Here is a 26,448-nt window from a genome sequence, read left to right as displayed (position 1 = left end):
CGTCCTCGCGAGCGGGCATGAGGTCAACCCGTCCCCGGCCGGCGGGTTCCGGCCGCGGTCCCTCTACAGCGGTGCAATGAGCGGCCCGCAGACGGCGCTGAGATTGGCCGCCTGAACAAGACCGGGCAGATCCTGCAGCAGAGTGCGTCCCGTCCGGTAGTCGACGAGGACGTTGCGTCGGAGCTGCTGCAGCGTGCGGTTCATGTGGACCGCGCTCAGGCCGAGGATATCGGCGAGCACGTCCTGGGTCAGGGGAAGGTGCAGGGCGCCGCCGCGCGCCGTTCCCAGACGCACCTGCCGTTCGTGCAGTTCCAACAGCAGGTGGGCCGTGCGTTCGTAGGCGTTGAGCCGGCCGAGCCGGACGACCTGGCGCGCCATGCGCAGCCGCTCGGCCGTCCGGCAGCGCCGCCAGGCCTCCCTCAGGGGAGAGGCCTGTGCACCGGGTTCGGAAAGCGTGGTCCAGAAGGCTGTGGCGTCCACCGTGACGACGTCGGTCAGGGCCCAGACCAGGAGGTCGGCGTCTACCGATCCCGAGGCGACGATCACGTCGCCCGGGAGGCTGAGACCGATGATCTCGCGTCGCCCGTCGTTCAGCATGGCGCCGCGCGCGATCCAGCCGCTCGCCACCAGCCGGGCCTGGTTGCGTTCGGGATCCATCGGAATGGCGGCGCCGGACGGCTGGTGCTGCGGCGCTCCGGTGAAGCTGCGACGGACCAGGTCTCTTCCTTCGATACCTATCGGGGCGAAGCTGGCCAACATAATCTCCAGAGGGGCGGTGAGCCGCGCTTCAAGACCTGCATCCGACTGATTCTTCATGGTCTTCGACCAACAGCACGGCTTTGGCGTCCAGTTCTTCACATAGGTTGGTTTTTGCGCATTTCGCCTGACCCAGCGGGCGGAGTTCGGCGTCTCGAGCGGCCCCGCCGGTTCAACAGGCGGCGGCCGAGGCCGTTGCGCGGCAGGTGTCGGCTCTCGGACCGTCGGAGCGGATGTTTAGCGCAGGCGCCAGCCGGCAGGGCGAGAGGGCGCGGGGGCGGCGCGAGGCGTCCAGAGCTCGTAGGAAGGCGTTTGGGCGTCGGCGGCCGCACAGGGAGGTCCGCAGCCGGACTCTTCAGACGGTGACGACGGCGCCGACGGCGGCGATGCGCTCGACCTCGGCGTAGGAAGGCCGCGCGAGGCTGGCCCCGAAAACATCAGGATCGATCTCTTCATAGACCAGCCGCGCCCCGGCTTGGCGCGCCAGGGCGGCGAGGGCGGCGCGCACCAGATCGCGGCCTTCCACGACCGGGGCGCCGGTGTAGAGCACGAAGGCTCCGCCGGGCGCGAGACGGGAGAGGGCTTCGCTCGCCCATCCCAGAGCGACCTCCGCCCCGTATTGACCGCCTCCGTCGCGATACAACCGCCCGCTGCGGCCAGCCATATAGGGCGGATTGGCGGCGATCAGGTCCCAGACGCCCTCGGCGGGGAAGCCGCCCGGGCGGAGGTCGATCGGGAGCCCGGCATGTCCGGCGTTGAGGCGGCTTAGGCGAAGGGCTTGGGGATTGATGTCGGTCGCGATGACAGCGGCGTCCGGATCGAGGGCGGCGATCGCCAGGGCTCCGGCTCCCGCCCCGACGCCGATCTCCAGCGCCTGTCGCCAGGCGCAGCCTGACAAAGCCTGGCGCAGGAAACGCACGTAACGATAGCTGTCCGGTCCCAGGAAGACGGCTTGCTCGTCCGCGGACGAGGCGGAATGCAGGTGCAGACGTCCGTCCAGACGGCTCACGCGTAGTCGGGCGCGCAAGCCATCGGGGTCTTCGACGAGGGCGTCGGCCGCCTTCAGGACGTCCATAAGCCACGCGGGCGCGGTTTCGGGACCGAAGGCCCGGCCCCATCCAAGGATATCGCGAAGAAGGTCGGCCTCGGCCGCCCGGCGCCGCCGCGCGACCAGGCGATGGACCGCCGGGGTCGGCGAGACGAAGTCATAACCGACGCTCTCCAGACGGGAAAGCAGCTCAAGCAGCGCGGCGTCGCCGGGCGCAAAGGCCTGCGCCGTCACGCCGAGCGACGCAGGGGAGCCTGACCCCAAAGATGGGCCCGGTAGGCGTCGAAACAGCGGGCGCCGGCCATCAGCCGCATGATCGCGCCTTCAGCAAGGGCGCGGACGCACTCCGGCCGCTCCTGCGCTAGGGGGCGAAGCACTTCCTCGTTCCAGGCTTCGGAATGGGCGATGTCCAGGGTCGCGTGGAGGGCGAAATACTTGCGCTCCACGCCGACGCCTAACCGTTTCAAGCCTTCGGCCACATGGGCGGCTCGCCATGGAGCCGTGAGCTCCACCGCCCCCAAGGCCCCGAGGGCGTGGTAGGCGTAACGTCTCTGGGTGGAGAAGGCGACAAGGGTATTGCCCAGGGCGAGGGACGGCCACGCCGTTTCCTCGATCCGGGGATGCAGGTCGAGCGCCGCCGCTAGACGGTCCAGCATGGGACCATGCATGCCAGCCTCCGACCCGCGGCCCATTTCGTCCCAGTAGTTGCGCGCCAGCTCGAGCTTGGGCCGGGCCGGCATCTTGACCTGGGCCATCGCCACGAGATCCTCGAACCCCGCTTCGCCGGCCACCTCCTGCAGCAGGAACCAGCGCATCTCCTCCATCGAGGCCGTCTCGGCCAGCCAGGGGAAGAGCGGGTCCGCCTCGCCGGGACCGGATCCCTTGAGCGCCTCGAACCAGGCGATGAAGCCGTCTGCCGTGGTGGGGAGATCGGCGAGCCAGGGGGCGGCCTCGAGCCGGGCCCGTTCGATGAAGTCGCCCTCGACCAGCATCATCTCCGCATCATGGCGGACATCATCGCGCCAAGCACGGCCCGGCGTGGCCGGGGCGAGGCGGCGGTGGTTCCAGTGCGCCAACCGGCGATGAAAGCCCGCCGGGTCCGAGGGTTCGGAGGCGAGAAGCGAGGCCGGACCTTCTGAGGACATGAATGGCTCCTGTGAGTGGGGATTGCCATACGCCTTGCCGCGGCTCCGGGTTCCCGAAGGGACAGGAGGCGGCGAAATCCCCCCTCGGTGTCTGGTTTCGGACAGTGGAACTGGGTTCGGGAAAGTCGGTTCAACCAATCCTTCAGGGAGGTGTCGAGTGGAACAGAATGGATTTGCATGGACGATCCGCCAGGTCGGGGAGACCTGGACCTGGGCTGTGACAGCCCCGGGAGGCGGGACCGTCCTTGTCTCTGGCCAAGCTCCGTCAAGGGCCGCAGCCGCCGCCATGGTGGTCCGCGCCCTAGCGCGAGGCATGACTGAGGCGGCGCCTCGGGAATTGGCCGCATAAGCATGACGGCGACGAGCGGAGAGCGGGCGATGCAGGTCCTGGAGCGAAGCGTCTATCGCGGCCCCCACCTGTACAGCGCCAGGCCCATGGTGCGGATCCGCCTGGATCTGGGGCGGATGGAGGACTGGCCGACGGATCGGCTGGGCGATTTTTCGACTCGTCTGCTGGAGGCGCTTCCCGGCCTGGATCGACACGGATGCTGCTACGGGGAACCGGGCGGATTTGTCCGACGTCTTCGGGACGGGACTTGGTTCGGCCACGTGGCGGAGCACGTCGCCCTTGAACTGCAGACGCGCGCGGGAACCCCTGTCACCCGGGGTAAGACGCGTTCAGTGCGCGGGCAGCCGGGCGTCTACGACATTCTCTTCACCTATCGGGACGAAACGACGGCCCTTCTGGCCGGACGGCTGGCCCTGCAGGTTTGCAACGCCCTGCTGCCGGAAGCGCTCGCTGGGATCAGCGGCCTGGACAGGGTCTGCGCAGACAGTCTGGATCCGCGCCTCCCGGGCGCCGTCCAGGCCGACGAGGCGGCGGCCATTCTCCGCGGCGCGGTGCGCCGGACGGCGTTCGGACCCTCTACCCAAGCTCTGGTCGACGCCGCGCGACGCCGAGGGATTCCCGTCGAACGTCTCAACACCGGGAGCCTCCTGCGCCTGGGATGGGGCGCGCGGCAGAGCGCCTGCGCGCCAGCGTGACGGACCGCACGGGCCTGATCGCGGCCGAACTGGCGGGCGACAAGGCCCAGGCCAAGGCCTTGCTCGAGGCCGCGGGGTGTCCGACCGCCCGCGGAGAGGTGGTGCGCAGTGCGGACGAGGCCGCCGCCGCAGCCGCACGCCTGGGCGGCAGGGTCGTGGTCAAGCCGCTCGACGGCAACCATGGACGGGGCGTGACGACAGGCCTGGACACGCCCGAGGCCGTCAGGACGGCTTTCGGCCTGGCCGCGCCCCACGGACGGCGGGTCATCGTCGAACAAGAGCTTCCCGGCCGGGATTATCGGGTCCTGGTGGTCGACGGCAGGGTCGTCGCCGTCGCCGAGCGTCGGCCGCCGTGCGTCGAGGGCGACGGGCGCCGGTCGGTGTCTGAACTGCTGGAGGAGGTCAACGCCGATCCGCGTCGGGGCATCGGCCATGAGAACAGCCTGACCGTGATCCGTCTTGACGAGGAGGCGCTGACGCTACTGGCCCGCCAGGGCCTGTCCCCCGAAAGCGTTCCGGGGCCCGGCGTCAGAGTCCTGCTGCGAACCGCGGCCAATCTTTCCTCGGGCGGGACGGCGACGGACCGGACCGAGGAAATCCATCCGGCCAACGCCGCCATCGCCCGGCGGGCCGCCCTGGCCCTCGGCCTGGACGTGGCCGGGGTGGATCTTCTGGCGCCGGACATCCGCCGCTCGGTGCGCGACACCGGCGGGGGCGTGGTCGAGGTCAATGCGGCGCCGGGATTGCGGATGCATCTGTCGCCTTCGGAGGGCGAGGCGAGGGACGTCGCCCGGCCGATTGTGGACATGTTGTTTCCGCGCGGCGTCCGGTCCCGCATCCCCGTGATCGCGGTGACGGGCACCAACGGGAAATCGACGGTGGGCCGGATGATCGCCCATGTGCTGCAGACGGAAGGACGCGTCGTGGGTCTGACCAACACCAGCGGCGTCTATGTCGACGGGGAAGAATCCGCGCCGGCGACGCCAGCGGTCCGCGCAGCGCCCGCATGGTGCTCAATGATCCTGTCGTCGATGTCGCGGTGCTGGAGTGCGCCCGAGGCGGCATCCTGCGCGAGGGACTAGCCTTCGACCGCTGTGACGTCGGCTGCGTCCTCAACGTCCAACCGGACCACCTGGGGCTCAAAGGGGTGGACACGCTTGAGGACCTGGCGAAGGTCAAGTCGGTGGTGGCAGAGGCCGTGTCGCGGCGGGGGCTGAGCGTCCTCAACGCCGATGATCCCCTGACCCTGCGTATGGCGCGCCATGCCGGAGGCCGTGTCTGCTGGTTCTCCATGCGCGGCGGCGCCGAGTCGCCGGGCTTCCTGCTCAAGCATGTGGCCGAAGGCGGCGCGGCGGTCCTCTATGACGCCGCGAGCGGCGTGATCGAGCTTCATGACCGGGGCGAGCGCCGCCGGTTGGGTCATGCTGCGGACCTGCCTTCGACCCTGGGCGGGGCGGCCGCCTTCAATGTGGCCAACATCCTGGCGGCTTCGGCAGCCTGCTACGGCGTGGGCGTGCCGCCAGAGCGGATCGGGGCGGCCCTGGGCAGCTTCACATCCAGCTACGAGCAGAATCCCGGCCGCCTCAACATCTGCGACCAGCACGGCTTCCGGGTCGTCATGGACTACGCCCACAATCCGGACGGCCTTCGGGCCCTCTGCGGCCTTGTGGCCGCGATCAGGCCCGCCGGCGGTCGGACCATCGCCATGATCAGCATCCCCGGCGACCGGCGGACGCAGGAAATCGTCGCCATGGGCGAGATCAGCGCCGGCTTTTTCGACGAGGTCGTTTTCAGGGAGACGCCTGACAACCGCGGTCGTCCCGCCGGCGAAGTGATCCGCCTTCTCGCCGAAGGCGCGCTGCGAAGCGGTGCGGACGGCTCGCGTTTCCGCGGCGTGCAGAAGGAAGAGGACGCCGTGGCCGCATGTCTTGAAGCGGCGCGACCCGGGGACCTCGTCATCCTGACGCCGACCCGTATCGAAGCAGTTTGGGCGCAGATCCAGGCCTTTCGTCCCGCCTTTCCGTCCTCCGCCCTGGGCTTGAATGCGCCCGGCGTCATCCTGGAGCCTCCCCATGGGTAAGGGCCCCCTGATCATCATCGGCGGACATGAGGACAAGACCGGCGAGCGGGTCATCCTCAAGGAGGTCGCCCGGCGCCTCGACGGCGGCAAGCTGGTGATCGCGACCATCGCCTCCCATAAACCCGAGGGCTATTTCGACAGCTATCGGGAAGGCTTCAAGGGTCTCGGCGTCGGGGAACTGATCGAGCCTCTACGTCGAGGACCGGGCCGAGAGCCATGAGCAGGACCTTCTCGACAGGCTCGAGGGAGCCGCCGGCGTCTTCTTCAGCGGCGGCGACCAGCTCAGGCTGGCCAGCCAGATCGGCGACACGCCGATCGAACGACGCATTCGCGATCTCCATGCGCGCGGGGGCCTGATCGCAGGCACATCGGCGGGGGCTTCGGTGATGAGCGAGACCATGCTGGTCAAGGGACCGAGCGCGGAGTCCTACAGGATCGGCGAGGTGCACATGGCTCCCGGACTGGGCCTGCTCCCCAATGTCATCATCGACCAGCACTTCGCCGAAAGGGGACGGTTCGGCCGGCTGCTGGGCGCGGTGGCCCACAATCCGCGGCTCATGGGGCTTGGCATTGACGAAAACACGGCTGTGGTGGTCGAGCACGGGCGGTTGAGGGTGCTCGGCGACGGCGCCGTCTATGTCGTCGACGGGGAGGATGCGACCCATTCCAATATCTCGGAAGGCGGGGCCGAGGACGCCCTGTCCATGTTCGACGTGCGCCTCCACGTCATGTCGCAAAGCGATGTGTTTGACCTGGACCGCCGTCGCCCCCAGCGCGCCGGTTCGGAAGGAAAGGGTGAGAGCGGCGATCCGCTGTGACCTGAATCCGACACGCCGACCCGGGCGCCGGTTGGACGGGTTAGCCTCCTGTATCAGCAGGAAGGACAGCCGACATGATCAATGCAGACGACATCTGGCGTGATGTTTTCGTGACGGGCCTCAAGAACGCCCACGCCGTGGAAAACCAGGCCTTGGCCCTGATGGATCGCCAGATCGATCGGGCGCGGAACTTTACCGAGGTCGCCGACCGGTTGAAGGCCCACCGTCTTGAAACCGAGGGACAGATCCTGCGACTGGAGACCCTGCTGGAGGGCTTCGACGAGAAGCCGTCCGGCCTTAAGGACGCTGCGCTCTCGCTCGGCGGCAACCTGGCGTCCATCGGCCACAGCTTCGCCGAGGACGAAATCCTGAAGAACGCCTTCGCCAACTACGCCTTCGAGAACTTCGAGGCGGCCTCCTATCGGGCCCTGATCATTCTGGCTGAGAGCGGCGGCTATGCGGCGGCCTACGACCCCCTCGCGGCCACCTTGGAGGAGGAGGTGCGCATGGCGCGGTGGGTCGACGAAAGCCTGCCCATGCTGGTGGAGAAGCATCTCGAGCTGAGGCGCGCCGGCGAGAACCCCAGCCGCTGACTCAGCCGAAATCTATTTTCTTTATTATCTTTTGGATAACTAGATCATGTTCATGCACAACAAGAAGTTGATGTACACGGTTAGGGTCGCCGAACCCAATCCCGCTCTCGCCACCCTGATGCTCGAACAGTTCGGCGGTCCCCAAGGTGGCTCGCCGCCGCCATGCGCTACTTCACTCAGGGGCTCGCCGACGAGGACAGCGGCCGTCGCGATATGTTGATGGACATCGCCACGGAGGAGCTGAGTCACCTGGAAATCATCGGTTCGATCGTCGCTATGCTCAATCGCGGGGCCAAGGGCAAACTCGCGGAAGCCGCCGAGGAAGAAGCGGATCTTTACGCCAGCATGACCTCGGGCGGAGAAAGCCACACCATGTCCATCCTCTATGGCGGCGGCACGGCCCTGATCAACTCCGCCGGCGTGCCGTGGACGGCGGCCTATATCGACTCCATCGGTGATCCGGCCTGCGACCTGCGCTCCAATATCGCGGCCGAATCCCGGGCCAAGATCGTCTACGAACGGCTGATCAACGTCACCGATGACGCGGGGATCAAGGACGCCCTGACCTTCCTCATGACGCGGGAGGTGGCCCACCAGAAGTCCTTCGAAAAGGCGCTTTACGCCATCCCCGCCAACTTCCCGCCCGGCAAGCTTCCCGGTCATCCGGACTTTGCCGACAAATATTACAACATGTCCCAAGGAGAGGGGGATGCGAGCGGGCCGTGGAACCAGGGCGAGCAGTGGGAGGTCGTGGACGACCGCGAAGCCCAGGCGGCGGTGGACGGCGGCGTGGGCGACGCTTCGGTCAAGCTGTCGGCGGCTGACAAGAAGTCATTGCAAGCCTTTGCGGCCCGCACCCAGTCCGACCCTTCAGCCGATCCGATTACTGGAGCCGATCTCGGCGCCGGGCCTGGGGCCGGTCGCACCACGTCTCTGGCGGCTCCGGACTGAAGCGCCGCCAGACCGACGGCGCGGACGGCCGGCGCCGGCTCGGGCATTGGTTATGAATGGGCCGGCTTGCTTGCGAGGGACGGCGATGACCTGATCCTATCCGCTGACCAGAATTTGTCCGACGCTCAAGCAAGCCGGGGCCGCGCCGGCGTGATCAGAACCTGGTCGAACTCCCACATGGGTCAATATGACGGGGACCCTGCGTGGCCCTCTTGCAGCCGCCGCCTGGCAAGGCGAGGTGAAAACATAGAAGCCGCGGTCGGCCACGGCGGCGAAAAAGTCCTCATCGTAGACGCGATCCGCACACATCGGACTCACGGTCTCCCTTCCGGTTGTCAGGAGGGCGCAACGAGATCCTTGCGGCGGCGATCCAATGGGTCCGACTCCCGACTCTTTGATCGGGGCGTGGCGCAGGGCTCTCAGTCGTCAATCCCTCGGCGCCGGTCATCCGCGGGTTCGGCTGCATTTCCTGATTTCCCAGAAATCCCGTCAATGCCGCGCCGACGTAGATAAGAGACGTCAGTAGATGGAGGAGGCTTCCGAACTGCAGGAGCCGCCGGGGTTGCGCAGGACTGGCGGCCTGTCGGCGGATTTCACAGGAGCTCTTTCCTTCCCGTTGGGTGTTCGGGTGTCCGGAGCCGCCGCCTGCTCCCGGGCGGGATGTGTCGCCGATCCGCCTTTGGAGGCGATGCGTCCGGAACGCGTCGGTCGCCGAAGCGCTACCGGAAGCGGCCGGCCGCCGGATCCGCGTCCTTCGCGGTCGAGAGACAACCCCTGGTCAGGTGAGGAATGGACATGAAATTCTACGAGATCGTCGTCGCCGACGCCCACGGCGCCGAGCGCAAGTTGAGGGTTCCGTCTCCGACGGATGTCCAGGCGGCGGACGCCGCCGCCCCCTGTTGAAAAGCGGCGATTCCATCTTTTCGATCCGCGAGACGCCCGACGACAGTCTTCAGAGAACCGATGGGCCGCCCTCCAAGACCCAGGCCGAGGAACTGGCGCCGACCACGCCCGGCATGGCGGCCCGTCGCGATGCTTCGTGAGCCCTGAAGGCCTTGCCGGCAGCGCGGCCCCCGGCGAGATCACGCTGCGCATCGGGACGGCGGGCTGGGCCATTCCCGCAGGGGTGAGAGACCGGTTTCCTGTCGCGGGCGGCGGACTCGAACGCTACGCCAGCCGTCTCGGCGCCGTGGAGATCAACTCCACCTTCTACCGCCGTCACCGGGTCTCGACTTTTGAGCGCTGGGCCGCCGCCACGCCTGCGGACTTTCGTTTCGCGGTCAAGGCGCCGCGTGACATCACGCACCGCCGCAAGCTGGAGAACTGCGAAGATCTGCTCGCGGACCTGGCCGCCGATCTCCGCGGGCTGGGAGACCGCCTCGGACCAGTCCTGATCCAGACGCCGCCGGGCCTGGCCTTTGACAAGACCCGGACAGGCGCTTTTCTGGACGCTTGTAGGGCCCAGATCGACGCGTCGATCGTGCTGGAGCCGCGGCACGATCCTGGTTCACGGCCTCGGCGGATCATTGGCTCGCCTCTCGGCGGGTCGCGCGTGTTGCGGCCGATCCGGAGCCGGCCCGGGGTGCAGGCCTTCCCGGCGGCTCCGAGGGCCAGGTCTATTTTCGCCTGCACGGCTGTCCGCACATGTATCGCTCGGCCTATGGAACCGATCGGCTCAAGACCGTCCTTCAGCGGGTGGTGGCGGCGGGCGAAGTCGGGGCCGAGCGCTGGGTCATTTTCGACAACACCGCTTCGGGTGCGGCGGCAGCGGACGCGCTGGCGCTCGCTGGGATGGCAAGGTCCGCCCCGCCTGCGGTCTGGTCGTGAGGTTGCGACGACCGGCGTGTATTCGAAAGAGCCGAGCTGCCGTAGGAAGATCGCCAGGACCGCCACGAACGCCGTCGACAGACGCTCGCTCTGCCAGTCTGGAAGATCGCATCTGAGCCGGGGGCGGCGAGATAAGCGACGGTCCAATGGGCCGCGGCGCCATGCTCCAGCGCCTTCTAGGCGGCCGCTCGCGCGCTTTGGGTCCAGCCGAGCATGAAGGAGGCGAGGAAACGAACCACGAGCGCCAGACCGGCGACAAGGATTGCCCTATATCGCCGGAAGGACACCGCCCATGAACCCCCAGCAGTCCGGAGCGCTTTCGCTCGCCTCGACCGCCGCCTTTCAACTGACCCAGATCGACGCCCGGGTGGAGAAGGGGCTGCCTGAGCAGGAGGAGGTGGGGAGCCTCCTACTCTGCGCGGACGCCAAGTTTGGAGAGAGCGCGGAGAGAGAGGTCACCAGCGCATTTCTCACCGATCTCCGTCGGGACCTGGGGCTCATCGACGATCAGGAGCCCCGCCGCCGCGCGACGGGGCGACGGGGCGAGCGCAGTCTTCGCCTTGGCGCTCTCGGCTGACCGAGACCCCCAGCGCTCGGCCGGCGGTTCCCGAACGGAGAGCCAACGCGGGGGTTCCGGCCAAGGCGAACAGGCGTTCGGGCTTGTGTCGTGTTCCCGACAATGGCTCGCGGCCCCGCTGCTCCGGGCTCGCCAAGCTCTCGACCCCGCCCCAAGTCGCCAAAGGGAAACCGGAGGACGCGCGGCGCGCTTGCTTAGTCACACCCAAGAGGAGCCTCATGACCTTGCGCCATGCCCCGATCATCGTCGCTTCCGTCACTGGGCTTCTCCCCGCCCGCAATCCGCAAGGGGACGACGGGTGCGTCGACAAGGCCCAGGACGCTGTCTCAGCTCCAGTCGATCAAACCTTCGCCGCCATGGGGAACACTATACTCGGCTATGCGCCTGGCGCAGCCATGAGCGAGATCCGGTCCGGCGACGTCGCTCCTGAGCGGGCCAGGGGCCTGCTGGATAATCCGAGGTCGGCGGGCGTTGGGGATTTCGACCGGCTCTATATCGACCGGCAGGCCTCCACCCGCCAGGAGGTCGTGGTCCTGAATCGCGGCTTCACGCACAATACGGCTGCGCCGCCGCTTGCCGCTGATGCCCCGACAGCACCGCCGAAGGTCGAGCATTACCTGCGGAAGGCGCGGGAAATCCAGGCGGCGATCTGATCGACATGGCTCCTAGGCTGAAGCTCTTTGAATGGTCGGACGGCTTCCATCGCTTCACGGTGGCTGCGTCCTCCAGGCCCAAGGCTCTGGCCGCCTGGGGCATCCGGCAGGATATCTTCGCTTCAGGCCTCGCCAGGGAGGCGCCCGATGCAGAGGACGCCGAGGCGGCAAGAGCGCGGCCTGGAGAGGTGATCGAGCGTGGCTTGACGGTCGATATCGGCAAGGCCGGCCGCCGTGGGGCGCCCCCAGGGCGCGCAAGGGAGCGACCACGGCCCAGCAGAATCGGGCCCAGCGCCTCGCTGAGGAGCTGAAGGCGCTCGATCAGGCCCACGCCGAAAGCGCGGCAGCCGTTCGCGCCGAGATGCAAGGCCTCGAGGCGCGGGCCGCCGAAGAGAAGGCGCGGTTTGACCAGACACGGACCAGGCTTGTTCGAGACCTCGCCATAGCGCGCGAGAAACTAGGATCGGAGGAGGCGTCCGCGCCTCCCCGGAACCAGGAGAGAACCCATGCAGACTGAGCCCAGAAGCACCGACGCAGACATGGCGTCGACAGGATTTCTGAACGACGACGTACATGAGGGGGATCACGCCTCCTCGTCCATCCAGGCCGCCATGATCAACCGGCCCCGATCCGAACTCTACGCCTTCTGGCGGGAGTTCCGGAATCTTCCTCTTTTCATGGCCAATGTGCGGTCGGTCAGCAGCGACGGACGCGACTGGGTCATAGCCGGGCCCGGCGGCATGGATGTCGAACTGGAAACCGAGATCGTCGAAGACCGGCCGGGCGAAAAGATCGCCTGGCGTTCCACGGAGGCAGCGGACGTCGATCACGAGGGCTGGGTCGAGTTCCGCGACAACGCCTTCGGGCGGGGGACCGAGGTCCGGGTCATGATCAGCTATGACCCTCCCGCCGGCGCCGTGGGCAAGCTTGTGGCCAAGGTGATGCAGCGTGAACCGCGCATCCAGGCACGACGCGAACTTCGCCGCTTCAAACAACTGATGGAGACGGGGGAGGTTTCCACTTCCCAGGCTCCCGGCGCCGCTCCCCGCGGCTGATTATCAAGGACATATTTCATGCGCGCACTGACCTGGCACGGCAAACACGATGTTCGGGTGGACACGGTCCCCGATCCGGAGATCGTCAATCCTCGCGACGCCATCATCAAGATCACCGCGACCGCAATCTGCGGCTCGGACCTCCACCTCTATGACAGCGTAATACCCGGTATGCACCGCGGAGACATTCTCGGCCATGAGTTCATGGGCGAGGTCGTCGAGGTGGGGCGGGGAAACACCAGCCTGCGGGTCGGGCAGAAGGTGGTGGTTCCTTTCGTGATCGCCTGCGGCCAGTGCTTCTTCTGCGGCAAGGAGCAGTATTCGGCCTGCGACAACTCCAATCCAGCCGACAAGTCCGACGCCTCCGAGGTCGCCTACGGCTATCCCGCCGCCGGGCTGTTCGGTTATTCGCACCTGACCGGCGGCTATGCGGGCGGGCAGGCCGAGTACGCGCGCATTCCCTATTCGGACTTCGGACCTATCGTCGTGCCTCACGGCGTCGAGGACGAGAGGGTGCTCTTCCTGTCTGACATCTTCCCGACCGGCTGGATGGCGGCGGAAAACGCAGGGATCGAGCCGGGCGACACCGTGGTGGTGTGGGGTTGCGGCCCGGTCGGCCTGTTCACCATCAAGAGCGCCATCCACATGGGCGCGGCGCGGGTGATCGCCATCGACCACCATCCGCGTCGTCTCGCCCTGGCGAAACAGAACGGGGCCGAGGTGCTCAACTATCACGAGGTCAAGGTGCTGGAGGCGCTCAAGGAGATGACGGCGGGCATCGGACCCGACGCCTGCATCGACGCCGTGGGCATGGAGGCGCACGGTTTCGCGCCGGACAACATCATCGACGCCGTCAAGCAGGAGACGAAACTAGGCACGGATCGCCAGCACGTGCTGCGCGAGGCGATCATGGCCTGCCGCAAGGGCGGGCGCATCTCCATGCCGGGAGTCTATGGCGGGATCGGCGACAAGCTGCCGATCGGGGCCTTCATGCAGAAGGGGCTGACCCTGAAGACCGGCCAGACCCATGTGCAGAAATACCTGCCCAGGCTGCTGGAACTGGTGATGGACGGTCAGATCGACACCACCGACCTCATCAGCCATCGCCTGCCCCTTGAGGAGGCCGCAACGGCCTACAAGAACTTCCACGACAATCCCAACGAGTGGACCAAAGTTGTCCTCAAACCTTAAACGCGCCGCCCGGGCGGCGGGCTTCTAGGGGCAGGATAAATGGTCGTCTGCATTGGCGACGGGCATTCATGGCTGAGCCTGTTGGGAGCACGAAGCATGTTCTTGTTTTGTTCTCTTTCTGCTAAGCGTAGCGTATGGACGTCGCCCCCTCGCAAGATCATCCATGTGGACATGGACGCCTTCTTCGCCTCGGTGGAGCAGAGGGACGATCCCGCCTTGCGCGGTCGTCCCGTCGCCGTAGGCCACGCCGCTTCGCGCGGCGTGGTCGCCGCCGCCAGCTATGAGGCGCGCGAGTTCGGCGTGCGGTCGGCGATGCCGTCGAGCACCGCCTTGCGCAAGTGCCCGGAACTGATCTTCACGCCGCCCCGGTTTGAGGTCTATCGCGCCGTCTCGGCGCAGATCCACGCCATCTTCGCCGACTACACGCTCCTGATCGAACCCCTGTCCCTGGACGAGGCTTACCTCGACGTGACCGCCAACATCCGGGGCTTGCCGACGGCGTCGGCGACGGCCGAGGAGATCCGCGCGCGCATCCTCGAGGAGACCGGTCTGACGGCCTCGGCCGGGATTTCCTACAACAAGTTCCTGGCCAAGCTGGCCTCGGACCAGCGCAAGCCCAACGGCCAGTTCGTGGTCCCGCCCGGGCGAGGGGAGGCCTTTGTCGAGGTCCTGCCGGTGAAGCGTTTCTACGGCGTCGGGCCGGTGACGGCTGAGAAGATGAACCGCCTGGGCATCGAGACGGGCGCGGACCTCAGACGCCAGTCCCTAACCTTTCTTCAGCATCATTTCGGCAAGTCCGGCGCCTGGTACCATGGCGTGGCGCGGGGAGAGGATCATCGCCCGGTCAATCCGGATCGCGAGCGCAAGTCGAGCGGCTCGGAGACCACCTTCGCCAGCGATCTGGTCGATCCGGCGGCGATCGAGGCCCGGCTGGACGAGATGGCGGATGATGTCTGGGCCTGGTGCGAAAAGGCCGGATCGCTGGGCCGGACCGTGACGGTGAAGGTCAAATGGGCGGACTTCCAGCAATCGACCAGGAGCCGGTCCTTCAATGAGCCGGTCGCCTCGAAGGAACGGTTGCGCGAGATCGCCCGGCTGCTGGCAAGATCCCTCTATCCGCCGACCAGGGGCGTGCGTCTTGTCGGCGTGACCCTGTCCAATCTGGAGAAGGCGTCGCCGGGAGCGCCCTCAAGGGCTTCTGTGGGCGAGCTGGCGCTGTGACAGCCATGCTCCAGGCGGACCTGTTCGGGCGCGCCTCCCAGCCTGCCGTGCCTCCGGGCTTCGACTATTGGCCGGATGTCCTGTCGACATGCGAGCAGGCAGCGGTGGTCGAGGAACTACAGCGGCTGGATTTCAGGCCTTATGAGCACATGGGCTACCAGGGCTTCCGACAGATCGCCGCTTTCGGACGCCGCTATGATCTGGAGCGGCGTCGATTGGAGACGGCCGCGCCGTGGCCGGACTTCCTGAAGGCGCTTCTGGGCCGTCTGACCGGACGGCTGGACCTTGATGAAGAGGCCTTCGTCCAGGCTCTGGTCAATGAATACGCCCCCGGAGCCGGCATCGGCTGGCACCGCGACAGGCCGGTTTACGGGGAGATCCTCGGCGTCTCCTTTCTCGCGCCTTGCATGATGCGTCTGCGCCGGAAGGACGGGACGGGATGGCGTCGATCAGCCGCGCCGCTGGCGCCTGGATCGGCCTATCGGCTGTCAGGCGAGGCGCGCAGCGACTGGGAGCATTCGATCTCGCCGATGACGGCGCTGCGCTATTCCATCACCTTCAGGACCCTGGCTGGCCAGAGCGTCTAGCTCGCCAGGATGTCGGCGGCTTCGGGATAACGCTGGGCCAGGCGAGAGGCCCAGTCCGCAGACACCGGGCGAGCCTGCCGGGCTTCCCGAGGTCGGGCCAGGACGAGGGCCGCGGCCTCCCTGTGAGCGGGCCAGTCCATCAGGAGGCGCATGGCGGCCTCGAAGTCCGGATGGCTGGCGGCGTGGACGAAGGCCCGGTCCAGGGCCTCGACGTCGTCGAAGTCGGGCAGGCGCGAGAGGTAGTCACGCAGAACCGGAGCCGACAGGTCGCGTTCAAACAGGCTCCAGCGCAGGTCCTGGGCCTCCTGGCGGCTTCCTTCGGCGTCGAGCACTTCGATGGAGGCGGCTTCCCACGCCGGGGTCAGGCGCGGTGCGCCGTTCTTCGGGCTGTGGCCAAAGGTCCAGGGGCGGTTTAGCGGGGAGGGGCTCAAGGCGGCCTCCAGGGCGGCGCGGGCTTCGGCGACGCGGCCGGCGTCCAGGAGGCGGCGGGCGATGTCTGCGGCTATGTCGGGGGATCCGGCCTGTTCGGGGGTGATGAGCGACAGCCAGAGGTCGAGGTCCCCGGCCTTGTCCGCTAGGCGACGTAAAAGGTTGCGGCCTGCCGGGGTCTTCCTGACCGAGGCGTCCAGGCTGTCGAGCAGCCGGCGGGCGGTGCGTGGACCCAGGGTCTCGCCGGCGGCGGATGCCCAGCGAGCGTAATCCTGCGGGTGTCGGCGCAGGGCGTCGACCAGGTCGCGCAAGGCCTCGTCCCCGGCTGTCTCCGCCAGGGTGAAAAGTTCAGGAGCGGCGGCCTCGAAAGCGGCGGGGAGTTCGCCCTTGGTGTCCTTTACGCGGGCGGACAGGCCGGAATAGAGGTCGAACCAGCGGACGAGGACGGCGAGCGCCTCGCCGGGCGCTTCGGGCGCCAGACGCTCGACGATCATCCGGCGGTGTGCGTTCAGGTCCTCTATCAGTTCGCCGCGTTTTCGCCAGGACACGCGGGTGCGCGCGGCCGAGACGGCGGTGATGCGCTTGTCGATCTCCAGGGCCAGGATGTCAGGACTGATCTCGGCCGCCAGCTCGAGACGCAGCCGGCGCTTGAGATTGGCGTTTCCGGCGCCGGCCTCGATAAGGAGTTCCGCCAGGCGCGGCGCGCCGAGCTGGACCAGGCTGGCTGCGGATAGCCGGGTCGAAATCCGAGATTGTCGCGCCATGAGGTCCTTGGGGCAGGAAGGGTGTTCGCCACCCGGGCGTCTATAGCATGCTCATCCCGACGCTGGCCCCGGCTCGGCGGGAGGCGCCGTTCGTCCGGCCGTGTACAAGGCGCCGCAAGAAGGCCGCTGCTCGGCTGAAAGGAAGGCGCTCATGCCCAAGGTCAACGACACGGTTCATATCCGTTTTTCAATGCGTGGCATGTCGGGGCCCTTCTGGCAGACCAACGCCACGGTGGCTGCTGTCAGCGGGACGTCGCTGCTCCTAGACGGGCTGGACCGTCAGGTGCCCGCGTGACTTCAGAACTCAAGCCGGCCGGGGCAGGGCGGTGGACCCTGGACTGGGAGGTGCGGCGTCGGCCTTGAGGCCCTGGTGCGCTGCGGCGCCGTCAGAGGGGTCGAACAAGCTTTGCCTTAAATGGGTGGTTGCAATTGAGTGGTAGTGACCGCTCTGATAATGGCGACCTCTTGTGACCGGCCGCGTCCGGCTCTGCCCAGAACTGGACCTGGGGGCAGCGCTTTATTTCCCGATTGCCGCCTTCTGCTGGATTAGGTTTGTCTAGACGACTCTGGGAGCACATTTTGGAAATGGGCGATGAATTCGCCCACAATGCCGGAAATAGGTCGGTCTTCGAGATGCACGCATTCGACGCTGAAACGTAGCGACGGGTTCAGCGGCTGGAATACGATGTCCTGAAACAGGCCGGCGCGTGCTGTGAACTCATCGACCACCGAGACGCCAGCGCCGTAGCGGACCAATGCTGCGGCGACGAAGAAGGTCTGGACCGAGATCACCTCGCGCACGGCGACGCGTTCCACTTCTAGAGCCCGAGCGAGCAGGTTGCCGATGGGGCCGCTGCCCGAGACGCCGATGATCTCCTGGTCGTGCAGTTGTGTCAGGGCAAGTCCATCGCGCGTCGCACATAAGGCGTCGGGCTTGTGAGCGACCATGAGTTGCCCTTGGCCCAACCGGGTCCGCGACAGCCGCGCGTGATCCGGGGGATCATAGGCTATGGCCAGGTCGCATTCACGTTCCCGCAGCGAACGAAACAGGTCGTCGTGGTGCAGGGTCTGGATCTCCATCGTGATGCCGGGGTGATGTTCCCGAAACCTAGCAATGGCGCGCGGGGCGATGTCCAAACCCAGAGACGGAACGACAGCAAGCCTGATGTGGCCGCCCCCGTGCGTCCGGATGTTCTTTACTGCGCGGCGCAGCGACTCGATGCGGTCAAAGACATGGTTCGCTTCGCCGAACAGGACGTGGGCTTCGTCGGTGGGGACGAGACGCCCGCGCACTAGTACGAAGAGCTTAAAGCCGAGCTGGTCGTGGAGGCGGCGCAGCGCCGTGCTGACATAGGGTTGAGAGACGCGCAGGGTCCTCGCCGCCGCGCTGATCGAACCGTGGACATAGATGGCGTGAAAGACCTCGACCTGCCGCGTATGCAACAACCCGCCTCCTTTAGTCTCGGGCCGTCGCGAGCGGTTGCGGATGCTGCGCGATGGCCTCGATCTCCACGTCGCCCGCAATCAGTCCCGATATGACAACGCTTCGGGCCGGGTAGGGCGGCTTGAAGGTTTCGCTATACGCGGCGTTGAAACCGCTCATATGGCTCGGGTCAGTCAGCCAAGCCGTGACCTTGACCACATCGGAGGTCTGGGCGCCGTGCGCGGCCAGCACGGCCTGCAGATTGGCGAGCGACCGCCGGGTCTGGACGACAATGTCGCCGTCTACGATCTCGCCGTCCGCTCCTCGGGGCAGTTGGCCGGAGACGAAAAGCAGATCGCCAACCTGACGGGCGGCACTGAGCGGAGGAGCGAGACGGGACGGAGATTGGGTCATGGGATCCTTTCAAGACGTGATGAGGCCGACAAAGCCGCCGCCCGTTCGCCGGCGCCCATGGCGTAAGTCCATCCGAGCATCCCGTGACCGACGTTCAGAACGGCTCTGGCCGCGGACGGTTTATGATCGGCAGGGATGACGGCGACATCGGCCGAAGGCCGGCCCACACGCTAGTCACGGCGTCGTAGTGAGCGGCGGCGGGCAGGACGGAACGGGCCAGGTCGATCAGTTGAGCGGCGCGTCTGCGATCCACCGCAGTCGACTGTGCGCCCAGTTCGGCCAGACCAGCGACGCGGATTTGATCAGCCAGTCGACAGAAAACCACCTTGCGGGCGGAATCGGTGACGCTCAGACGAGGCGCTTCCGGCCCGACGGCGGCGGTGAAGGAGTAACCCTTCATCGGCCAGACCGGGGCCGACAGTCCCAGCTTGCGCAAGAGCTGCGGCGCGTCAACGCCCGCGCAGATCGCCAATAGGTCGGCGCGAAGTACGTCGCCGGCTGCGTTCGCGACCCACGCGCGGCCCTCCTGGGCTTCCAGACGTACGACCTTGAAGCCGAAGCGAGCGGTCACGCCGTACTGTTGCGTCAGAACCTTCAGCAGTTCGGTACAGAAGCGAAAGGGGTCGCCTACCGCGTCATCCGGCGTGTGAATAACGCCGACGACCTCGCCGGCGGCGCGCAGCGCAGGCTCGATTGCGACCGCTTCGCGCCAGGACAACACCGCCTGTCGGCCTCCGTGGCGTCGCTTGATATCGACGACCCGTCGAGCGGTTTCAAACGCGGCTCTGCTTCGAAACATATGCAGCTTGCCGGGGACGGCGTGGTGAAATTCGAACGGATGGCGTTCCATCAGAGCCTCCAGCGCCGCGCTGGATTCCAAAGCCAGTTGCAGGCCGGCTAGGGTATGGTCGCTGAAGCGCGTCCAGGTGCAGTTGCGCAGGAACTGCAAGGCCCAGGGCGCGAAGTCCGGGTCGAGGAGGCCCCGAACCTTAAAACTGGGATCGAGGCCGATCGTCAGTTGCGGCAGCCTGCGCAGCAGGTCAGGGTGCGCCAGGGCGTCTGTATAGGCGTAGCTTAACTGCGCCCCGTTCGCGAACGAGGCGCCGAGGGCCGGGCCCTCAGCCTGGTCCACAACCGTCACGGACCATCCCCGACGGGCAAAGGCGTAGGCCGTGGCGAGGCCGATGACCCCCGTCCCTATGACGATAAGCCGTCGAGGGGCGTCATGCGCCCGGCCACGTGCAGGCGCGCGGTTTTGCAAGCTCAACATTATGAGACCGAAATTTCAGGAGGAGGCTGAGGCCGAGCGGCGAGTCTGCGTCCGGCTAGTCCAGCCGATGAAAGCGCAGGGCCGTGACCCGCGCGGTCGACAAGGTGAAGGCACCGCCGTCGTGGTCGAAGGTCAGGCGCGTTCCACCGGCGCGATAGGCGCCGTCTTCATCCCGCTTGAACTGCAGCCGACGGGACGCGTCCGCGGCCCCATCTCGACTGACGACGGCGTCCAGCCCATCGCCCGTCGTTGTCAAAGTGTAGGTCGCCCCGACCTCGGGTGAACCATAACGGCCCTCGAACGCGGGCGCCGGCTGGGCGGAACTGTCAGTTTCTGTGGCAATGGCGTCCAGGATAGCGTCCGCTTTGTCCTGAGCGACCCAGTCGTCCCGGTTGCAGAACAGCGCGAGCGACAGACGCTGTTCGGGCAAGCGCGCATAGAAGTTCTTGAAGGCTTCGGCGGAACCGCCGTGCTGTATAAACGATCGGCCGCCACGGGCTCCAATCATGAGGCCGCCAGCGTAGGCTAGGCCGTTGCGATCGTCCCGAGCCGTTGCGCCGTTATCGAGGCGGCCCGGCGCGGTCATCAAGCGCGCGACCGCGGGGGTCCAGACTTTATGGCCGACCGCAATGTCATGCTCGAACCGAGCCAGATCGTTCATGCTAATCATCAAGCCGCCTGATCCGCTGAACCGGGGGTAGGTGTCGCGCACCTCGAAACCGCGGCGCGTCAGTGCATAGCCGTGGGCGATGTTGGGCCCTGAGGCGGGTCGATCCGCGAGGAAGACGCTTCGCGTCATGCCCAGGGGCTCCAGAATGGCCTGACGGGCATAGTCGGCGAAGGGCATGCCCGAAGCTCTGGCGACCACCTCGGCCAGGAGCAGGTAGCCGCCGTTGGAATAGGTATAGTTGGTCCCCGGTGGGAAGTTCGTGCTCTGTTGGGCAAGCACCAGACGCAGGGCCGTGTCCTTGTTGACATCTGCCGCGCGACCAAGCCCGGCCATGCGGATCAGGTCCAGGGTGTCCCGCACGCCCGCCGTGTGGGTCATCAGCATGCGCGACGTGACCGGCCGCCCGTAGTCAGGCGATTCCGGCAGATATCGCCTTATGTCAGCGTCGAGATCCAGCCGACCGCTCTCAGCCAGCAGGGCGGCTGCCAGGGCGGTGAATTGCTTGGATATGGAGGCGGCGTAGAAAAGCGTGTCCCCGTCCAGGGGCGTGCCGCGCGCAATGTCGCCGGCGCCGGACGCTGTGATGAACAGGGGAACGCCGTCGCGGAAGGCGCCCACGGCGCAGCCTGGAGCTCCCAGGCCCCGCGGATCCGCGATGATCGCCTCTGCTGCGGCGCGATCGAGCGCATGGCCTGGAGTTCCGATAAGGACGGCGGCCGTCACGGTCAAAATTCTGAGCATCGAGCCCCCTGGGACAGCGCCCCGAAATCAACGAAACGAGGGTGGCGAAATGGTCCAGGTCTGCAAGAGGGTGATGCTGCTATCGGGCATAACCTCCGCGTTATGGATCGCTGGATAAAGGCACGCGGTCAGCCTGGGGAGGCTTGTGTTCCGCCGCCATGTTCGCCCATCCTTCCGTCCGGGGAGGATAATCGATCATGCTGGATTTGCGGGACGAGTGGCTGGCGCGGCATGTGTTGCCGGCCGAACCGGCCTTGCGCGGCTGGCTGCGAAAGGCCCGGCATGCTGAGTTCGATATCGATGACATCATCCAGGAGACCTATGCGCGTCTGGTGCAGGCGCCCGGCTTAGAGAAGGTTGTCCACGTTCGAGCTTATTTGTTTCGGACTGCGCATTCGGTGGTTGCCGATCGGTATCGGCGCAAGAATATCGTCTCGATCACCGACCTGGCTGATCTGGAGAAATTGGCCAATGCGGTCGATGTCCTGACGCCTGAGGACCATGCGGAGGCCAGTAACGAACTGCGCATTCTGATCGAGATTACGTCGACCTTTCCAGAAAAGACGCGCACCATTTTCATGCTCAGCCGGGTGCAGGGACTCAGCATGAAGGAGATCGCAGAACGGACAGGGATACCCGTCAGCACCGTGGAGAAACACGTCGCTCGCGCGTTCCGACTTCTGATGGACGCCTATGCGGACGGCGGATATTCAGTTCCGGTTACGTCTAGTAAGATGGCGCGCCGGTTGGGCGTTGTTGGCGGGAAAGGCCGAGAGACGTCTGGATGGGACTGAACGAGACAAGCGGGGAGATCGACGACGCGGCGGCGCTTTGGGCTGCGCGCGTCGAGCGCGACCTGACGGCCGGAGAAGCGGCTGAGTTTGAGCTATGGCTGAGCCAGGACGCCCGCCGCGTCGGCGCCTATGCGCGGGCGCGCGCTGTGGCAGCGAACAGCCGCCGTTTGGCGGCGCTTCTCGCCCCGCCCAATACCGCCGCCCACGTGGCGAGACGAGCTCAGGAACGCTCGCGCAGACTGGCCTCACGTCGCGAAGCCGTGGCCGCCGTGGCGGTGCTCGGCCTCGGCGTGGCCGGGGTCGGGGCCGCGGTGTGGCGCCGTTCGCAGTCCTATAGAACGGGTCTTGGAGAGGTGAAGGAATTCAGTCTCGAAGACGGCTCGCGTATGAGCCTCAGCGCTCTGACGTCCGTGTCCCTCCGCTACGACCGCAGCGTGCGCGAAGTTGTTATGGCCGCGGGCGAGGCCTTGTTCGAGATCGCCGACGACCGGCGGCCCTTTCGCATCCTGACCGCGGGTTCCTCGGTAGTCGTGGATCAGGCGAGCGTGCTCATTCGCCGGTATGATCATGGCCCCCTTGAGGTCGCCGCCTTAGCTGGCAGGGCCAGTCTCAAGGCCCCGGATTCCGCGCGCCTGCTGATCGACGCCGCCCAGCAGGTCACTCTTGACCAGCATCCCTCAGTCGTTCCTTTCGAGGCCGAACAGGCCGCGCGCGCTCTGGCCTGGAGAGAGGGCCGGCTGGCGCTGCACGACGAGACGCTGGCCGACGCGGCGCGCGCTTTCGCCCGCTTCAGTCTGCAACGGATATCGTTCGGGGATGCCGCCGCCGCCCACCAGCGGATCACCGGGCTGTTTGACGCGCGCGCGCCGTTAGTGTTCGCCAAGGCCGCCGCCACCAGCCTGGGGCTGGCTTTTTCCGCCACACCCACCGAAATCCGTCTGTCGTCGATTTAAATTTTCCCGGAGTGGCGGTTTTTGAGACCGCGCCCCGTCTGGGGAAGGAAGGCGCTGTTCAAAGCGCTCGAATTCCTCGGGGGAGCAAATGAACAACTGGAAACGCAGCCTTGTTGCGAGCGCAGCCGCCGCCGTTCTGGCCGCAGCCTTAAGCACCAGCGCTATCGCCCAAGAACGGCAGTTTGACCTTCCCGCGCAGCCGATCAGTCAAGCGCTGACAGAGCTGGCGCGGCAGGCGGGCGTGCAGATTTCGGCGCCGACCAGCCATCTCGAGAGCCTGCGCTCACCTTCCATTCACGGTCGCATGGAGGTGGAGGCGGCTATCAATCGCATCATCGCCGGGGCGGACCTGGAGATCGCCGAGCGCCAAGGTGACGTGATCGTCTTGCGCCGCCGAGCGCAGGGCGCGCCTTCCCACGAAGCTGCGCAGGTGGATGACGTGGTGGTCGTCGGGTCGCGCATCGCGTCGGTGCGGATCAATGAGGCTCTGCCTGTCACGGTCTTAGGCGAGGAAGAGATCGACGCTATTGCGGCGGCCGACGGCGACGACCTTTTTCGGGCTATCCCTCAAGCCGGGGACGTGAACTTCAACGAAGCCGCCAGCGACGACGGCGGGATCAATAACGCCCGCGGGGATGTGGCGTCGATCGACCTGCGCGCCATCGGCACGGGCAACACCCTGGCCCTGTTGAACGGGCGTCGCCTTGTCAACCATCCGGGCACTCAGGTCGAGAACTTCGTGCCGGTGACGACGGTCAACACCAACTCCATCCCTACGATGGGCATCCGCCGGGTCGAGGTGCTGGCGGACGGCGCCGCCGCCCTCTACGGCACGGACGCCGTGGCCGGGGTAGTCAACACCGTCCTGCGCGACAACTTCACCGGCTTTACGGCCCAGGCGGGCTGGGGGTCGGACGAGGGCGGCATGGAGGAATATTCCTTCAACCTTCAGATGGGGCGAGACTTCAACGACGGGCGCACCAACATCTCCGTGATGGCGGACTTTCTGACGCGCGACGCCCTCTATGTATGGGAGCGCGATTATGCGACGGTCGAGGGCCGCCTGGCGCGCTTTGACGGGCGGGCGACAGGGTTGGACTACGGGACCCATTCGGTGATCACGGCCTGGGCCGAAGGAATCCGCCTCAACCCCACGACCTGGCAGCCCGCGAACGCGACGACGCGGGTGGGCGGCCAGACCCTGACGGCGACCTCCGGGTCCTTCCACATCCAGCCGTCGACGAATCCGGGGTGTCTGGCAGCGGGCCCGCGCGAGGGAACCTGCTGGGATAACTCGACGCTGGCGACGCTGTCCGAGGACAACAACCTGCGTTTCGACCTGGACCAGATGCGGACGATCTCGTCGGCTGTGGAACGCGTGAACGTCTTCAGCTTCCTGAATCACGAGTTCGGCAACGGCGTCGAAGCGTTCGGAGAGCTGGGCTATTATCATGCCGACAGCTGGTCGCAGCGTCCCCAGGACACGCCGCTCGCCTATCAGCGCGTGTTGATGTCGCCGACCGCCTATTGGAATCCGCTCGGCGCTGTCGGGGTGACCGCGCGCATTCCCGGGCTGACGACCGGAACCGGAACCACCGCCTTCCCGGCAGGCGGCGCAGCGGTGGAGGTGCAGGACTATCGCTTCGCCGACCTCGGTAATCGGGTGATCGAAGTCGAGAACGAGACCTATCGCCTGCTGGGCGGTCTACGCGGGCATTGGCGTGGTTTCGATTGGGAAAGCGGGCTGCTTTACTCCAAAGCCTCGGTTGCGGACCTGATGGACGGCGTCTCCATGACGCTGTTGCAGGAAGCCATCAACCGGACCACCCCGGACGCCTACAACCCGTTCATCGGTGGAAATCTGGCGCAGCCGTCTCTTGGCCAGACCGGGCTGAACGCGGCGGAAACGATCGACAGCTTCATGGTCAAGATCGGCCGCCGCTCGGAAACTGAGCTGATGCAGTGGGACGCGCGCGTCTCGCGAGGCGATATCTATCAGCTGCCAGGCGGGCCGGTCGGTTTCGCCGCAGGCGTGGAGATGCGACGCGAGACCATCAAGGAGGATCGTGACGACCGCCTGGACGGAACGATCACCTTCACCGATCTGGCGGGCGTGATCTCGCCGAGCGACGCCATGGGCGTATCCTTCACGCCGGACTCCTATGGCGGCCGGAATGTCTATTCGGCCTTCGCCGAGTTGGCTATTCCTGTGGTTTCGCCCGAGATGGGCGTTCCTCTGGTGCGTTCCATCGACGTGCAACTGGCCGGTCGCGCCGAACACTACTCGCTGTTCGGTTCAGTGCTGGCGCCGAAGATCGCCGCCGCTTATCGCCCGACCGAATGGCTGATGTTCCGTTCCGCCTGGTCTGAAGGTTTCCGCGCACCCAACATCCTGCAACTGGTGCAGGGCGATTTCGAACGCTCCAACAGCCGGCGCGACTATGCCGCCTGTGCGGTCCAATTGGCCATCGGCGCGATCACCAGCATCACCCAGACGAACGATTACTGCTACTCCGAAGGCCGGGTGGAGTCGCGCTCAGGCAATCCTGAACTCAAGCCGGAGCGGTCGGAAAACCTCACCTTCGGCGTCGTATTGGAGCCCAAGCTCTGGCCGCGCAAATATGGTTCGCTGACGCTGACGGCGGACTACTGGTCCATCCGCCAGACGGATCTCGTCGGAATCTTGGGCGGCACCAACCAGCTGATCATGGACTACTACCTGCGCCAGATCGGTCAGACCAATCCGAACATCCAGCGCCGTGACCCCACAGAACAGCAGATCGCCGACGCCGAACTGGCCGGTCTGGCCCCGGTGGGCGATCTCGTGTCGATTTCAGATCGATATACCAATCTGCAGCCGCGTGAGTCCGAGGGCATCGACTGGCGGTTGCACTACTCGCTGCGCAACACCCCGCTGGGCAATTTCCGCTGGACGGTGAACGTCGCACAGAGACTGAAGCTGTATCAGGAGGCGGGGCCGGATCATCAGGTTCTGCTGGATGCTCTGGACGCCGGCGTGATCCAGGGGGTCAACGTCACGGGGGCGGAGGATCTTCTGCGCCGCAATGGCCGGCCCAAGCTGCGCTGGAACTCGACACTCAGCTGGAACAAGGGACCTTGGGCCGCGGGCTTCTACTCGTCCTACACTAGCGATTTCTATGACAGCTCGGCCACCGACGCGGTCACCGGGGATTACTGGATCGTGGAGGACTGGCTGACACACAACCTTTACGTCCAGTACACTTTCGACGACGGGCCGCTTGCGGACACCCGCATCCGCTTCGGCGCGCGCAACATCGAGGACAAGGATCCGCCTCTGGCGGATAACCGGTTCGGCTATAACGGTTCGGTCCACTCGAACCGCGGTCGCTGGTGGTACGCCACGCTGCGCAAGAGCTTTTGATGTTCCGCCTCGCCGGCCAGCACGTCCGGCAAGGCCTGTGA

The 26,448-nt window shown here is 66.4% G+C and carries 26 protein-coding genes and 3 pseudogenes; 21 read left to right on the top strand and 8 right to left on the bottom strand.

The features are described 5' to 3' along the window. Positions 1-63 precede the first annotated feature (63 nt). The 3 genes from V8F63_RS15355 to V8F63_RS15345 form a co-directional block, all read right to left on the bottom strand. Positions 64-816 (bottom strand): Crp/Fnr family transcriptional regulator, encoded by a 753-nt coding sequence (locus V8F63_RS15355; protein WP_392353965.1) that lies wholly within the window; start codon positions 814-816, stop codon positions 64-66. 295 nt (positions 817-1,111) lie between these two features. Continuing rightward, complete coding sequence (locus tag V8F63_RS15350) at positions 1,112-2,038, bottom strand: methyltransferase (RefSeq protein WP_303705249.1); 927 nt, start codon at positions 2,036-2,038, stop codon at positions 1,112-1,114. Beyond that, complete coding sequence (locus V8F63_RS15345) at positions 2,035-2,949, bottom strand: iron-containing redox enzyme family protein (RefSeq protein WP_392353964.1); 915 nt, start codon at positions 2,947-2,949, stop codon at positions 2,035-2,037. Before V8F63_RS15345 ends, V8F63_RS15350 begins: the two co-directional genes overlap by 4 nt. Positions 2,950-3,327: 378 nt before the next feature. On the opposite strand from V8F63_RS15345, the gene V8F63_RS15340 reads away from it, so the two are divergent. The 17 genes and pseudogenes from V8F63_RS15340 (at position 3,328) to V8F63_RS15260 (ending at position 15,546) form a co-directional block, all read left to right on the top strand. Beyond that, a complete protein-coding gene (locus tag V8F63_RS15340) occupies positions 3,328-3,993 on the top strand; it encodes a hypothetical protein (RefSeq protein WP_392353963.1) in 666 nt (221 codons plus the stop codon). Next, positions 3,957-5,075, top strand: a complete 1,119-nt coding sequence (locus V8F63_RS15335) for an acetate--CoA ligase family protein (protein ID WP_392353962.1) — start codon at positions 3,957-3,959, stop codon at positions 5,073-5,075. The genes V8F63_RS15340 and V8F63_RS15335 overlap by 37 nt, the downstream gene beginning before the upstream one ends. Next, complete coding sequence (locus V8F63_RS15330; protein ID WP_392353961.1) at positions 5,000-6,073, top strand: Mur ligase family protein; 1,074 nt, start codon at positions 5,000-5,002, stop codon at positions 6,071-6,073. Before V8F63_RS15335 ends, V8F63_RS15330 begins: the two co-directional genes overlap by 76 nt. After that, the gene (locus V8F63_RS15325; protein WP_392353960.1) at positions 6,066-6,293 is read left to right on the top strand and encodes a hypothetical protein; all 228 of its coding nucleotides are present in this window, start codon (positions 6,066-6,068) and stop codon (positions 6,291-6,293) included. Before V8F63_RS15330 ends, V8F63_RS15325 begins: the two co-directional genes overlap by 8 nt. 28 nt (positions 6,294-6,321) lie before the next feature. Next, positions 6,322-6,891, top strand: a pseudogene (locus V8F63_RS15320) (cyanophycinase); the annotation flags it as partial. Between the two features lie 74 nt (positions 6,892-6,965). After that, a complete protein-coding gene (locus V8F63_RS15315) occupies positions 6,966-7,484 on the top strand; it encodes a ferritin-like domain-containing protein (protein WP_303684402.1) in 519 nt (172 codons plus the stop codon). Between the two features lie 46 nt (positions 7,485-7,530). Beyond that, a complete protein-coding gene (locus V8F63_RS15310; protein ID WP_392353959.1) occupies positions 7,531-7,704 on the top strand; it encodes a manganese catalase family protein in 174 nt (57 codons plus the stop codon). Then, the gene (locus V8F63_RS15305; RefSeq protein ID WP_392353958.1) at positions 7,647-8,435 is read left to right on the top strand and encodes a manganese catalase family protein; all 789 of its coding nucleotides are present in this window, start codon (positions 7,647-7,649) and stop codon (positions 8,433-8,435) included. Before V8F63_RS15310 ends, V8F63_RS15305 begins: the two co-directional genes overlap by 58 nt. Positions 8,436-9,334: 899 nt before the next feature. Next, positions 9,335-9,478, top strand: a complete 144-nt coding sequence (locus tag V8F63_RS15300) for a hypothetical protein (RefSeq protein ID WP_392353957.1) — start codon at positions 9,335-9,337, stop codon at positions 9,476-9,478. Continuing rightward, positions 9,475-9,876, top strand: a pseudogene (locus V8F63_RS15295) (DUF72 domain-containing protein); the annotation flags it as partial. The gene V8F63_RS15300 and the pseudogene V8F63_RS15295, both read left to right, overlap by 4 nt. 116 nt (positions 9,877-9,992) lie before the next feature. Continuing rightward, positions 9,993-10,262 (top strand): annotated as a pseudogene (locus V8F63_RS15290) (DUF72 domain-containing protein); the annotation flags it as partial. Between the two features lie 292 nt (positions 10,263-10,554). Further along, positions 10,555-10,839 carry a hypothetical protein gene (locus tag V8F63_RS15285; protein ID WP_303684398.1) on the top strand — a complete coding sequence of 95 codons (285 nt, stop codon included), beginning with the start codon at positions 10,555-10,557 and terminating at the stop codon, positions 10,837-10,839. Positions 10,840-11,063: 224 nt separating this feature from the next. Further along, entirely contained in the window at positions 11,064-11,492 is a 429-nt protein-coding gene (locus V8F63_RS15280) for a hypothetical protein (RefSeq protein WP_392353956.1), read from the top strand. A 611-nt stretch (positions 11,493-12,103) separates the two neighbouring features. Beyond that, a complete protein-coding gene (locus V8F63_RS15275; protein WP_392353955.1) occupies positions 12,104-12,547 on the top strand; it encodes an SRPBCC family protein in 444 nt (147 codons plus the stop codon). A gap of 18 nt (positions 12,548-12,565) precedes the next feature. Further along, positions 12,566-13,738, top strand: coding sequence for a zinc-dependent alcohol dehydrogenase (locus tag V8F63_RS15270; protein ID WP_303684394.1), 1,173 nt, complete (start codon positions 12,566-12,568; stop codon positions 13,736-13,738). A gap of 171 nt (positions 13,739-13,909) precedes the next feature. Beyond that, on the top strand, positions 13,910-14,959 hold the full coding sequence (gene dinB / locus V8F63_RS15265; protein WP_392355114.1) for a DNA polymerase IV: 1,050 nt from the start codon (positions 13,910-13,912) through the stop codon (positions 14,957-14,959). Positions 14,960-14,964: 5 nt separating this feature from the next. Continuing rightward, positions 14,965-15,546, top strand: coding sequence for an alpha-ketoglutarate-dependent dioxygenase AlkB (locus V8F63_RS15260; RefSeq protein WP_392355113.1), 582 nt, complete (start codon positions 14,965-14,967; stop codon positions 15,544-15,546). Here V8F63_RS15260 and V8F63_RS15255 read toward each other — a convergent pair. Further along, a complete protein-coding gene (locus tag V8F63_RS15255) occupies positions 15,543-16,739 on the bottom strand; it encodes a DUF6880 family protein (protein WP_392353954.1) in 1,197 nt (398 codons plus the stop codon). The two genes, V8F63_RS15260 and V8F63_RS15255, sit on opposite strands and share 4 nt — an antisense overlap. Positions 16,740-16,890: 151 nt before the next feature. Here V8F63_RS15255 and V8F63_RS15250 point away from each other — a divergent pair, with 151 nt between their 5' ends. Next, positions 16,891-17,034 (top strand): hypothetical protein, encoded by a 144-nt coding sequence (locus V8F63_RS15250; RefSeq protein WP_392353953.1) that lies wholly within the window; start codon positions 16,891-16,893, stop codon positions 17,032-17,034. A 251-nt stretch (positions 17,035-17,285) separates the two neighbouring features. Here V8F63_RS15250 and V8F63_RS15245 read toward each other — a convergent pair whose 3' ends face one another. From V8F63_RS15245 to V8F63_RS15230, 4 genes are all read right to left on the bottom strand, one after another. Beyond that, positions 17,286-18,185, bottom strand: a complete 900-nt coding sequence (locus V8F63_RS15245) for a LysR family transcriptional regulator (RefSeq protein WP_392353952.1) — start codon at positions 18,183-18,185, stop codon at positions 17,286-17,288. Between the two features lie 10 nt (positions 18,186-18,195). Then, positions 18,196-18,576, bottom strand: coding sequence for a RidA family protein (locus tag V8F63_RS15240; RefSeq protein ID WP_392353951.1), 381 nt, complete (start codon positions 18,574-18,576; stop codon positions 18,196-18,198). Positions 18,577-18,670: 94 nt separating this feature from the next. Then, complete coding sequence (locus tag V8F63_RS15235) at positions 18,671-19,846, bottom strand: FAD-dependent oxidoreductase (protein WP_392353950.1); 1,176 nt, start codon at positions 19,844-19,846, stop codon at positions 18,671-18,673. A 55-nt stretch (positions 19,847-19,901) separates the two neighbouring features. Beyond that, entirely contained in the window at positions 19,902-21,239 is a 1,338-nt protein-coding gene (locus tag V8F63_RS15230) for a serine hydrolase domain-containing protein (protein ID WP_392353949.1), read from the bottom strand. A 215-nt stretch (positions 21,240-21,454) separates the two neighbouring features. Between V8F63_RS15230 and V8F63_RS15225 the strand changes: the two genes are divergently transcribed. From V8F63_RS15225 to V8F63_RS15215, 3 genes are all read left to right on the top strand, one after another. Continuing rightward, on the top strand, positions 21,455-22,051 hold the full coding sequence (locus V8F63_RS15225; protein WP_392353948.1) for a sigma-70 family RNA polymerase sigma factor: 597 nt from the start codon (positions 21,455-21,457) through the stop codon (positions 22,049-22,051). Further along, entirely contained in the window at positions 22,042-23,004 is a 963-nt protein-coding gene (locus tag V8F63_RS15220) for a FecR domain-containing protein (RefSeq protein WP_392353947.1), read from the top strand. Before V8F63_RS15225 ends, V8F63_RS15220 begins: the two co-directional genes overlap by 10 nt. A 241-nt stretch (positions 23,005-23,245) precedes the next feature. Beyond that, positions 23,246-26,407, top strand: coding sequence for a TonB-dependent receptor (locus tag V8F63_RS15215; RefSeq protein ID WP_392353946.1), 3,162 nt, complete (start codon positions 23,246-23,248; stop codon positions 26,405-26,407). Positions 26,408-26,448: the final 41 nt, after the last annotated feature.

Origin of the sequence: Brevundimonas sp. LF-1 (genome assembly GCF_037055305.1) — a bacterium.
GTDB classification, from domain to species: domain Bacteria; phylum Pseudomonadota; class Alphaproteobacteria; order Caulobacterales; family Caulobacteraceae; genus Brevundimonas; species Brevundimonas sanguinis.
The sequence above is the reverse complement of the archived record's forward strand: the minus strand, read 5'-3'. Positions and strand labels throughout refer to the sequence as shown.